The sequence below is a fragment of the Streptomyces sp. NPDC055013 genome, from assembly GCF_053608645.1.
This window is the reverse complement of record NZ_JBSGVW010000061.1, coordinates 17,605-29,567: the sequence shown is the minus strand read 5'-3', so window position 1 is coordinate 29,567 and position 11,963 is coordinate 17,605. Positions and strand designations below refer to the sequence as shown.

The following is an 11,963-nucleotide window of genomic DNA, read 5'->3' as shown; positions in this document are numbered from 1 at the left end:
GGGTTCCCTAATATGGGGGTCCACCCCGTATTAACGCCGGGCCCTCGCCGCCAAGGGGCGGTTTCCGGGGCCCCCGCCCCTGAGAGCAGGGGCGGTCGCCCGCGCTCATGCCCCGCGGGCCTTCAGGCCCCGTCAGCCCTGGGCATGCTCTCGTCCCGCGGCCCGCCACCCCAGGGTCCGTACGACCTCGGACACCCGCGTGTAGACACCGGGACTGCCCGCGCGACCGCAGCCGGTGCCCCAGGACACGAGACCGATCAGCCTCCCCTGAGCGACCAAGGGCCCACCGCTGTCCCCCTGACAGGCGTCCCGGCCCCCTTCCCGCTCCCCGGCGCAGACCATGCTGCCGGCCTGGTATCTGCCGTCACCACCGCCCGGATAGGCCTGCTGGCACAGGGTGTCGGGCAGTACGTGCACGCGTGCCGCCCGCAGGCTGCGCGGGTAGTCGCCCGCCCCCGTGACGTCTCCCCACCCGTAGACCAGGGCCGGGGTCCCTGGCGCATAGGCGGGATCGCCGGTGCGGGCCATCCTGATGACCGAGCTCGCGGGAAGCGGCTGGGCGAGGGAGAGCACGGCGAAGTCGCCCGCGTTGCTGACATCGTCGTAGGCCGGGTTCACCCAGCTGCCGCGGACCCGGATCTCCTGGCCCCGGCCGGACGTGAGGTCCGTACGGCCCGTGATGACGGTGAAGTCGCGTACCTGGTGGGCTGGTGCCCCCATGACCTCCTCGCTGAGGCAGTGGGCCGCGGTGAGCACGGTGGTCCGGCCGACCGCCACGCCGACACAGAACTGACCCGCCCGCGTACCCCCGAACCGGTCACGGCTGGACAGCGCCACGGTCCACGGACTGCCCGACACATCGACCGGGAAGCCGCCGACGACGACACTGTCGGCAGCCGCGGGGGCGGCGGACGCCAACGGTATGGCAGCCGCCACGGCCGCCAGGACCAGCGGCCGGGCGAGGGCCCGGATAAGGGGACGTCGCATGCACGCTCCTCACTCTGGAGTGGTCGTGGGACACCCAGAGTGATTCAGCCCGCCCGACCCCGCACCCGCGCGCCGGCCCGAAGGCTCTCCCTGACAGCACGAAGGCCCGGTCCCCACTCGGGGGCCGGGCCTTGTGTGTCGTACGGGTGCGACCTAGTCGAGGTAGTCGCGCAGCACCTGGGACCGCGACGGGTGGCGCAGCTTCGACATGGTCTTGGACTCGATCTGGCGGATCCGCTCGCGCGTGACGCCGTAGACCTTGCCGATCTCGTCGAGGGTCTTCGGCTGACCGTCGGTGAGACCGAAGCGCATGGAGACGACGCCCGCCTCGCGCTCGGACAGGGTGTCGAGTACCGAGTGCAACTGCTCCTGCAGAAGCGTGAAGCTGACCGCGTCGGCCGGGACGACGGCCTCGGAGTCCTCGATGAGGTCACCGAACTCGCTGTCGCCGTCCTCGCCCAGCGGGGTGTGCAGGGAGATGGGCTCACGGCCGTACTTCTGGACCTCGATGACCTTCTCCGGGGTCATGTCGAGTTCCTTGGCCAGCTCCTCCGGGGTGGGCTCGCGGCCCAGGTCCTGGAGCATCTGGCGCTGCACGCGCGCGAGCTTGTTGATGACCTCGACCATGTGCACCGGGATACGGATGGTGCGGGCCTGGTCGGCCATGGCGCGGGTGATCGCCTGACGGATCCACCAGGTGGCGTACGTGGAGAACTTGTAGCCCTTGGTGTAGTCGAACTTCTCGACCGCGCGGATCAGACCGAGGTTGCCCTCCTGGATGAGGTCCAGGAAGAGCATGCCGCGGCCGGTGTAGCGCTTGGCCAGGGAGACCACCAGACGGAGGTTGGCCTCCAGGAGGTGGTTCTTGGCGCGGCGGCCGTCCTCGGCGATGATCTCCAGCTCGCGCTTGAGCTTCGGGGCGAGCTTGTCGGCGTTGGCCAGCTTGTCCTCGGCGAACAGACCGGCCTCGATGCGCTTGGCGAGCTCGACCTCCTGCTCGGCGTTGAGCAGCGGGACCTTGCCGATCTGCTTGAGGTAGTCCTTGACCGGGTCGGCGGTGGCACCGGCGGCCGCGACCTGCTGCGCGGGCGCGTCGTCCTCGTCCTCGTCGGACAGCACGAAGCCGGCGCTCTCGGCGCCCTCGGGCTCGTCGCCGCCCTTGGGGGCGTCCTCGAGGACCTCTTCCTCGACGAGCTCGGCGTCGTCCTTCTTGCCTGCGGTGGTCTTCTTGGCCGCCGTCTTCTTGGCGACGGTCTTCTTCGCGGCCGCCTTCTTGGCTGTCGTCTTCTTTGCAGCCGCCTTCTTGGCGGGGGCGTCGTCCTCGACGGCGGGCTCGGCGGCGGACGCCTCGGGCGTGGCGTGGGCGGTGGCCTTCTTGGCGGTCGCCGTCTTGGCTGCGACCGTCTTCGTTGCGGTGCGCTTGACCGGACTCTTCGCTGCGACGCTCTTACGGGTGCGCTTGGGCTCCGCGGCACTGACCATCAGCGTCACACCCTCTTCCTCGAGGATCTGGTTGAGGCTGCGCAGTACGTTCTTCCACTGAGTGGCCGGAATCTGGTCAGCTTCGAAGGCCCGACGCACATCGTCGCCGGCGATCTGCCCCTCAGCCTTTCCCCGCTCGATAAGAGCCATGACAGAGACGGACTCGGCGATCTCCGGCGGGAGCGTACGGGATGTGCTGGCCGACACGAACAACCTCTCGGAACGTTGGAAAACGGCTTCCGGCCCCGTCCACTGCGGACAGGAGCCGACCACCGGCCTGGGGATTGGACCGACGGTGCGGGCGGGGGCCGGGAAGATGCACAGCGCCTTGAGCGGCGTCCGTATTCCTTCCTCGGCAGTCACCTCTTAGGTCATCGCGCTGTTTCCCCGAGCGTTACGCCCAATCTGCGTGGCCCGAGTCACATCCCGTAACCGATCAAAAGCAGACAGACGCAGACATAACAGGTCGCCCACGGCCCGAACCATGCACTGTACGGCGTTCCGCGGCCTCGTCGCACCGTCGGACCCGCAGGATCCGTACTGGATCCTGCGGGTCCGACGGGGGAGGGAGCGCAGACCGGGAGATGCCACAGGAGGGGGAGGCATCCCGGCCGCGCCACCCGGTGGCGCGGTCAGTGCTCGCGGGGGGCGGGCACCACGCGCTCGACTTCGGGGTGAACGGTGAGCAGCTGGCGCATGGCCGCCTCGGCGGCCGCGCCGTCAGCGGCGGCGAGGGCGTCGACGATCCTGCTGTGCTGCGCCAGCGACGCCTCGTTCGGCCGGTCGCAGCCCGTCACGGGGCCGCCGGAGACCTGGAGGGCGGCCGAGACGATCCCCGAAAGGTGCTCCAGCATGCGGTTGCCCGCGACCTGGATGAGCAAGGAGTGGAATTCGGCGTCGGCACGGGAGAACGTGAGCACGTCACCCTGCCCCATCGCGTGGCCCATGATCTCGACCATGTCGGCGAGCCGCTGCTGGACGTCGTCGCGTCCGTGCCCGGCGGCGAGACGGGCGGCCAGCGGCTCGATCGTCCAGCGCAGCTCGCTGAGCTCGCGGCGCTGGTCGTCGCGCTGTGGTCCGAAGGCCCGCCATTCGATGATGTCCGGGTCGAGGAGGTTCCAGTCGCTGACGGGACGCACGCGCGTGCCGACGTTCGGACGGGCGCTGACCAGGCCCTTGGCCTCCAGGACACGGAGCGACTCACGGACGACGGTGCGGGAGACCTCGAACCGCTGACCGATCTCCTCGGGCACAAGCGGACGGTCGGCACCCAGGTCGCCGGAGACGATCATCTGGCCGAGCTGCTGGACGAGTTGGCCGTGCAGCCCGCGTCCACGGCTGCCGGCGGCGCGCCGGCCCACGCGGCCCAGTTCCGGGTCCCCGCCGTCCCAGAGGGGGGCTCCGACGCGGTCGGCGACGGGGGCCTCGGCGTAGGGGTAGCGGTCGAGTTCGCCCGGGCCGGCGAGGCCGGAGTCTGCGGAGCGGGCGGCGGTCATCATGGTGTGCGCAAGGGTACTCACGCATCCTTTGTCGGCGCCGTCCTCAACTCCCTTGAGGTCTTTGGTGAAAAGCACACGAAAGGGTGATCGCTCACCCCGTCGCAATTGACGCCTTATCGGAAAGAAATGGGCTTCCCCCGGGGAGTTGTGCGCACGACAGGAACGGGGACGGCACGGATGGTCGTCATCGGACCCTGCCACGCAGGGTCGTGAGCAGGTAGGCGCAGAGCAGGGCGGTGAGCGACAACGTCAGGGCGCCGCCGACGGGTTGGGCCACGACACGCGCGGCGGCCTCCAGATAGCGCTCTCCCCCGAAGGGCCACTGCGACAGGAGCAGCTCCCGCAGCCGCAGCGGAAACCCGGCCGCCGTCCGTACAGACGGTCCTTCGAGGACCTTCTGTACGAGGGGTACGACGACGATGGGCACGGCGACCACTGCCGCGAGCCCGGCCGTGGTGGACCGGAAGAGGCCGGCCGCGAGGACTCCGGCCCAGGCGCAGCCGACCATGAGCCCGATCCAACTCGCGCTCAGCGAAAGCCAGTCCGCGGGAACCTCCGCGAGCTCCGGTCCGTATACGAGGTAGAGCACTTCGGTGTCGCAGCCCAGGGTGAGGACGGCCAGCACCAGCGCGGTGACGGTGGCGACGAGGAGTTTCGCGGCCAGCAGCCCCAGTCGGCGGGGCACGGTGCCACGATCCGCGGCCAGGGCGGGGTGGCGGAACTCGTCGCCGAACGCGATCGCGCCGAGCAGCCCGGCCCCGAGCGCCGCGGGCGGCAGCGGGAACTGCTGCGGCCACCCGGCCATCAGCCGCGCCTGCGGCGTGTGCCCGACGCGTGCCAGCAGTACGGCGGTGAGGGCGGACACCACGAGCACGGCGGCGCCGGTGACGAAGCTGGTACCGACACCGACGGCGCGCCGGAGTTCGTAGCGGAGGGGGCGGAGGGGGCTGGGGGCGGGGCGGACGGAGATGGGGGGCGGGAGGTCGGGAAGGGCGACGGCAGCGGGAGCCGGCGGACGCGACGATGCGGCGGCCTGCGCGGAAGACCCAGCCGTGGGTGCGTCGGGCCGTCGCGGAACGCCCGCCCGTGCCTGCGGCACCTCCGCGGATGCGCTCGAGGCTGTTGCGGAAGCCTCCTGCGCGGCAACTGCGGCCGGCCCCGAGTCCGACGCCGGGGGTGGCGTGGTCCTGCGCCCGCGGCCACCGGCAGCGGCAAACTCGACGTCCGAGGTGTGCGGCACCTCGTCGGTTCGCGGTTCGGACGGCTGAGGGCCCACCTCGGCACCGGGTCCCATGTCCCCGATCTCGTCGGCGAGTTGGTGGACGAGGATGCCGTGGCGGAACGCGGTCTCGCCGACATCGGCGCACGTACTTCCGTACACGGACAGACGGTTGCCGCTCTCGCGTACGACCTCGACGGAGCGGTGAGCGGTGCGCGCCTCCTTGGTGAGCAGGGAGGCGAAGCGGGAGGCGTGGGGAGTGCGGACGGCTACGCGTGGGCGCAGCCGGGTGCGGGCGAAGTCGGCGGCGTCCTGATCGGCGACGAGTCTGCCCCGCTGCAACGTGACGACCCTGTCGGCGGTGCGCGCGGCCTCCTTCGGGTCGGCGGTGGTCAGCAGGACCGTGCCGCCCTGGGCAGCGTGCGCGCGCAGCATGCCGTGCAGCCAGCGGCTCTCGCGTCCCGAGAGCCCCTTGGCGGGGCCGTCGAGAACGAGGGTGTGCGGGTCGGCCAGCAGTGCGCAGGCCAGGCCGAGGCGACGGTCCATGCCGCGTGAGAGGGTGCCGAGGCGTTCCTCGCGCAGGCTGACGAGGCCGACCACCTCCAGGACTTCGTCGGCGCGCCGGGCCGGAACGCCCGCGGCGGCGCACAGCATGCGCAGATACCCACGGACCGTGCGCGCCGGGTGCCCGGGGAGGTCGCCCAGCAGCACGCCGACTTCGCGCGAAGGGTGGGCGATGCGGTGCAGGGGGCGGCCTCTGAAGTAGGTGATTCCACAGCCCCGTTGGAGTTCGAGCATGAGTCTGAGCACCGTCGACTTGCCCGCTCCCGACGCCCCGAGCAGCGCGGTGACGCGGCCCGCTTGGGCCTCGAAGGAGACGTCGTCGACGGCAGGAGGAAGCTCCTTGCGCGGGTCGCTGGTCAGTCCGATGGCCTGGATCACTCGCAGCAAGATAGCGCGCTATGTCCGTTTTTTCGGGTAGGGCAAGGCCCGCTGCGCAGGGGGGATTCGGCCTGAAGGGGTTTCGAGGTCCTCGTTTCCGAGCGCTGTTCGGGACCTGCGGGCCTCGTTCTCGCGCGTTGTTCGGGGCCCGTGGCGCTTGTTCCCGGCCATGCTTCGGGACCCGTGGACCTCGCTCCCTGAGCCGCGTTCGGGACCGTGACGTCGTTCCCGAACCGCGTTCGGATCGCCTGACCCTTGCCCCTCAGCCCCGTTCGGCTGCCGTGATCCTTGCCCCTGAGCCGCGTTCGGATCCCATGACGTCGTTCGCGAGCCCGCTTCGGCGTCGGGTCGCGTCCCGGCCCGCGTCGCGCTTCTGGTCCGCGTCAGACCTCGGGACGCAGCATCGGGGGGTTGAGCAGCGTGGCTCCGCCGGCCCGAAAGAGCTGGGCGGGACGGCCGCCCTGGCGCGTGGTGGTGCCGCCGGTGGGGACGAGGAAGCCCGGCGTGCCCGTCACCTTGCGATGGAAGTTGCGGGGGTCGAGCGCTACACCCCACACGGCCTCGTAGACCCGGCGCAGCTCACCGACGGTGAACTCGGTGGGGCAGAACGCCGTGGCCAGCGACGAGTACTCGATCTTCGAGCGGGCGCGCTCCACTCCGTCGGCCAGGATCTGCGCATGGTCGAAGGCGAGCGGTGCGACGGGTTCGCCGTCGCGGCCGTGGCCGCCCTGCTGCAGGAGTTCGTCGACCGGCGCCCAGCGGGCGTTACTGGCGTCGCCGCCTGCGCGGGGGGCCGGCAGGTCGGGGGCCAGCGCCAGGTGGGCAACACTGACCACCCTCATCCGCGGATCCCGCTTGGGGTCGCCGTAGGTCGCGAGCTGCTCCAGGTGGGCGCCGTTGTCCTGCACCGGGACGTCCGGGTCGTGAGCACGCAGCCCCGTCTCCTCGGCCAACTCGCGCGCGGCGGCCTGCGCCAGGTCCTCGTCGGCCCGTACGAACCCACCCGGCAGTGCCCAGCGTCCCTGGAACGGCGGTTCCCCCCTGCGTACCGCCAACGCACACAGGGCATGGCGGCGCACGGTCAGCACGACCAGATCCACAGTGACGGCAAAGGGCGGAAACGCTGACGGGTCGTAGGGCATGCGGCGATCATAGTCGTCTGCTTGACGATAAACACTCCCTTCGTCGGCCCCATCGATGACTGATCCAATTCCGCCCCGGTACGGGCCTCACTGCCATCTCCCCATGTCGTGTCGTTGAGAGTCGTACGAGGTCACGCCCGCAATTGCAGCCCGTCGGCCGCTTCCTCGACCATGGCGAGACCCAGGCGGCTGACACGTACGGAGAACGGCGCACCGGCGATCCGAAGGCCGGTCAGGATGATCTCGCCCAGCGGCGCACTGCGCACGGGGCGCAGCGTGATCGTGCCCGCCGGAGCGTCCGGGCGGATTCCCGCGAGCGTGGTCAAGAGCAGCACTCCGGCTGCCGCCGCCGTGGCCGCGGGTCGGCAGGCCGCCGGATGCGGGAGGGGTGCGCTCCCGTTGGTGCGCTGCTCCCCCGCGTACATGTCGGGCAGCCGGTGGCCGAACACGGCGGCGGCGGCCAGAACGCCTCTCAGCAGAGCGCTCGACTCCTTCTCGTAGTCGGCCGCGGCGAGGCCCGCGACGGCGAGCGCCGTCTCGTGGACCCGCACGGCGCCACTGCGGTGACCGAACGGGTTGTGCCCCGCCTCCTTCACGCCCAGCCCGCGCAGGCCCCAGCCCGAGTCCATGGCCGGACCGCCGAGGAGCCGGGCGAGCTGCTCGGTCTGCACCTTGTCGAGCAGGCCGGGCGCGTGTTCGCCACCGCCCAGCAGGCCGGTGTCGAGCAGGTGGACGGCGGCGGCGCCAAGATGCGACACGAGGCGTCCGTCCGGGGCCCGGGCTGCCGCGGGTCGGCCGCCGCCCAGGTCATCGATCCAGAAGTCCGCACGGAACGCGTTCCGCAGCGCCCCGGCCCATTGCCGCAACTCGGCACCGCCCGGTCTACCGAAGGAGTCGAGCAGTTCGGCGCCGAGCAGTGCCGCACGATGGGCGTGGGCCTGGGTCTCGCAGCGGACGGGACCGCCAGGCTGCGGGTCGGGCAGATAGGTGCCGTCGCCCACAGTGGTCCGCAGCCAGGTCAGACACGACTCGGCCGCCGGGAGGAGTTCTTCGGTCTCCGGCTCGGGCAGCCCCCAACGTCGGGCCTCAGCGAGCAGTGCGGGGAAGAGCAGCGTGGCCTCCGCGCCTGTGCAGCTCGGCGGCAGATGTGTTCCGGCGTCCCTCATCGGCGCGGGGATCATGCCGGACTGCGGTCCCTGGCCCCGGAGTTGAGTGCGGGCAAGGGTGCGCAGGGTGCCCGCGGCGAGCCGGGTGCCCAGGGGCAGCGTCATCCGGGCCGCGGCGAGGGCCTCGGCCGGGGCCAGGCCACAGCGCCACGGTGCGCCCGCGGCCAGGTGGATGTCGGAGGGGTGGGCCGGATCGCGCAGCATGAGGGCCTGGAGGTCCTCGATGCTCGTCCGCAGCAGCGCCTCCACCCCGGGGTCGTCGCCGGCCGCCAGCGCCGGTGCCAGTGGGCTGGTCGCGGCTCGACCCACCGCGCGCACGGGTCCCGCACCGTCCGGCCGCACCCGGAGCTCGATACTCGCGCTGCCGCCCGGAGGGAGCACGAACTCCCAGCGCAGCAGCCCGGCCGAGGCCAGCGCGTCGGCGGGCGGGGGGTCGGCCGTCACCGCCGAGCTCCCCTTGGCGGACCACCAGCGCAGGCCGCAGTCATGGACGGTGGCGGGGAGTTCCGATCCCGCGTTGCCACTCACGATCGCACCGAGGTCGGCCAGGTCCGTGCCCAAAGCGACCTCGACCGGCAGACGCAGGGGGCGGGCGGCCGCGCTGTGCAGCGTGATCCGCTCGATGCCGTCCGCGCGACGGGTTCGCTCGACGACGACGTCCGGGTCGGGGCCTGCCTGCGGGGAACTGCGCAGCGTGCCCACGAACCGGGCGAGGTCGGCCCCGATCATCCGGGCTTGCACGGCGAGCGGCTCACGCCCGGCCACACGGAGCTGGCAGCGCGAGAGCACGCGACGTCCTGCGCGGTAGAAGCCGTCGAGGCCCCGGCCGGTCAACTGCCCCTGGTCCGTGGACATGGCGAGGCCCGGGAGCGCTACGCAGATCAGGGCGTTGTGGGTGGGAGGCAGGTCGGACCGATGTGGGGTTGGTGGCGTGGGTGTGCTGAGTGGGGTTGGTGGGGTGGGCGTGCTGAGTGGGATTGGTGTGGTCGGTTTCGTTGACGGTTGAGTCGATGAAGGGGCGTCTTGGGACGGGGACAGGCGCCTTGCTTGGTCGGGATGTGGCTGCGTTGTCGGGCTCTGGGGTGCGGGCGACGCGGGCCAGGAGGTCTGGGGCGTCGGCCGGTTGAGGGGCTTGGTGCGTCGAGGGGCGTCGCCGTAGTCCGCGCGGCGAGGGGGGTCGGCGTACTCGGCGGTCCACGGTGCACCGCCACATTCCGCGGCCCCGGGGGCATCGTCATACTCCGCGGTCCGGGGGGCATCGCCGAACTCGGCGCTCCGAGAGGCATCGCGTCGAGAGGTATCGCTCCGGCCCCTGGGCGGGCGCCGCCCCGCACCGTCCCCGGCCGGAGGCAGCCCGGTATCCAACCGTTGGGACGGCACCATTCCGCCGGGAGTGGAGCGGTCGTCAACGGCCCCGGAGGCCGGAGTCGGCGGCGGCATCGGCGGCGGCGGAGGCACCTGGATCGGCGCCGGCACCGGAGTCGACTGTGGCATGGGGCGGCTTCCTCTGCGCTCTGTGCGCCGCGGGCGTGTGCGGCACCGGCTGGGGGACCCGGAGTGACAGGGGCGGTGCGGCGGCACGACCGGTTCAGGCGTTCCGCCACTCAGGTGAACGGGGACGGATCCCTCCAGGTCACGCCCATGAGGGGGTAACTCCACCGGAGCGCCCCGCGTTTGCAGGGTTCGTCGACGTGGCTGAGCCTCTCCATGGGGACGACCCTGGGCGGCCAAGGCACTCCATGGCGTTCCCGCCTGGGCGGCTGAGACCCTCAATGACGTCCCCACGCATACGGGTTGAACCCCTGGACGGAGTTCCCGCGCGCACGGCCGAGACCCCACGTCCCCGCCCACGCGGCGTCGCAAGTAGATGTCACCGCTTCCACGACCTCGGTCGGCAGTCTGCCCTCGACGGCTCACGCGTCCCCCTCCCCGCCGGCACCTCCAGAACGCAGGCCATCCGGACGGGGTTCACTCCGACGAACGGCGCCCTTCCTCGACGTACGCGGAGCCGACCCCTTCGAGCTCCCCGGTGCCGTGCCGCCCGGCCGCACGGCACCGGGACGGCTTCCCGCCGACGCACGAGGACGCGCGGCACGCGACCCCCTCGCGCCCCGCTCCCCCGGGCTCCGCCCGGTGCCCCTGGCTGATCGAGTCAGGCTGCCCGTAGCACTCACCGTCTCCCGAGATCGGCGACCGCCGTCCTCCCCAGATGTCGGCGCGGGCTCCACCCCCGTGCCCCGCACCGACTCTTCGACGTCGTCCGGCTGATCGAGCCGCTCTGTGACATCCTCCTCACGGCTCACGCGTTCCGCGCGCAGGCAGCGGCGGATCGACTCGGGGTCCAGGCCCTCGTTGCAGGCTTGGTGCAGCAGACGGGCGAAGAGGTAGTCGCGGTCGACGCCGAGTGCCATGGCGAGGGCTTCTCGTGCCTCCAGCTCATCGCGGGTGGACCAGGCGACCCAGCCGGCGAGGGTGAGGGGCGCCGCCGCGTGCTCGCTGTACGGTCCGACACAGCGGCGGGCCAGTGCCCGCCAGAGTCGGAGCGCGGGAGCGGCCTCGTCGCCCTCCATCCACTCGGCCGCGCGGTCGCGGTTCGCGCGGTCCTGCAGACCCAGAATGAGCCTCGCGGCTTCGTCGTGGCTCAGCAGTCCGTCGTCACGGAGATCAGCGGTCAGCGTCCCGGACACGGGCGGGGCCTCGGCGAACCGGCACCTGATCCGCTCCGCCAGCTCCAGCGTCTCGACCGCCACGCCCGCGCGTTTCGTGTCGTCCAGGATCCTGGTGACCAGCTCCATGCCGACCGTGTCGAGGGCGGCCTCCTGCTCCGGGACGCCTGCGGTCTCCCAGGGCAGCAACCTGGACCGCAACTCGCGCAGCGTGCCGCGCACCTGGACCCCGGCGTACGTGGCCGCGGCGGCCAGCACGGACGTACCGGGCAGGCCCATCGGGCGGCCCTCGGGCGGACAGCACTCGGCGCGGTCGCAGCAGTACGACCAGAAGCGGCCGTCCGAGATGCACAGGGCCTCGATCACCGGCACGTCCAGGTTGCCGCAGGCGACACGCATCTTCTGGGCCAGCGGGCGCAGCCGTTCCATGACCTGGCGGCCCGTCTCGCCCTTGGCCGGTTCCTGGCAGAGGAAGGCGACCATCTGCTCCGGCCGGACTCCCCTGCGCTCGCTCCCCGTCACCAGGCCGTGGGCCAACTGCGCGGCTGCGGAGTCCCAGTCGTCCGCACTCGCTGGAATGCCGAGCCGCGCTCGGCCACCGAACCGTCCGCGGCCTGCCCTGTCGTGCAGGGCGACGAGGACGATGCTGTCCTCGGGGCGGTAGCCGAGGAGATATGGCAGGGCATCGGCGAGTTCGGCCGGGGTGCGCAGGGTGACCTGGTGCTCGGGCAGGGCCGCCTCGTTCGGGTCGGTTGTCCCAGGGGCGAGGGGCTGCTCACCGCGCCCGGCGTCATCACCCTCGGAAAATCCAGTCGCTTCGCTGTGATTCGTCATGCGACAGACGATCTCCCGGATCGCAA

General features: G+C 71.8%; 7 protein-coding genes. All 7 read right to left on the bottom strand.

All coding sequences use genetic code 11. The features are described 5' to 3' along the window. Positions 1–132: 132 nt before the first annotated feature. Positions 133–987: a serine protease gene (locus ACWGDB_RS40445; RefSeq protein WP_453827047.1), complete on the bottom strand. Its 855-nt coding sequence runs from the start codon at positions 985–987 to the stop codon at positions 133–135. A 153-nt stretch (positions 988–1,140) separates the two neighbouring features. Continuing rightward, complete coding sequence (locus tag ACWGDB_RS40440) at positions 1,141–2,676, bottom strand: RNA polymerase sigma factor (protein ID WP_453827046.1); 1,536 nt, start codon at positions 2,674–2,676, stop codon at positions 1,141–1,143. Positions 2,677–3,101: 425 nt separating this feature from the next. Next, entirely contained in the window at positions 3,102–3,989 is an 888-nt protein-coding gene (locus tag ACWGDB_RS40435) for a FadR/GntR family transcriptional regulator (RefSeq protein ID WP_383604744.1), read from the bottom strand. Between the two features lie 163 nt (positions 3,990–4,152). Then, positions 4,153–6,129 (bottom strand): ABC transporter ATP-binding protein, encoded by a 1,977-nt coding sequence (locus ACWGDB_RS40430; protein ID WP_453827045.1) that lies wholly within the window; start codon positions 6,127–6,129, stop codon positions 4,153–4,155. A gap of 383 nt (positions 6,130–6,512) precedes the next feature. Beyond that, a complete protein-coding gene (locus ACWGDB_RS40425; RefSeq protein ID WP_453827044.1) occupies positions 6,513–7,271 on the bottom strand; it encodes an NUDIX hydrolase in 759 nt (252 codons plus the stop codon). 131 nt (positions 7,272–7,402) lie between these two features. Continuing rightward, positions 7,403–9,292 carry a glycogen debranching N-terminal domain-containing protein gene (locus ACWGDB_RS40420; protein WP_453827043.1) on the bottom strand — a complete coding sequence of 630 codons (1,890 nt, stop codon included), beginning with the start codon at positions 9,290–9,292 and terminating at the stop codon, positions 7,403–7,405. A 1,058-nt stretch (positions 9,293–10,350) separates the two neighbouring features. Further along, the gene (locus ACWGDB_RS40415; RefSeq protein WP_453827042.1) at positions 10,351–11,937 is read right to left on the bottom strand and encodes a DUF4192 domain-containing protein; all 1,587 of its coding nucleotides are present in this window, start codon (positions 11,935–11,937) and stop codon (positions 10,351–10,353) included. Positions 11,938–11,963: the final 26 nt, after the last annotated feature.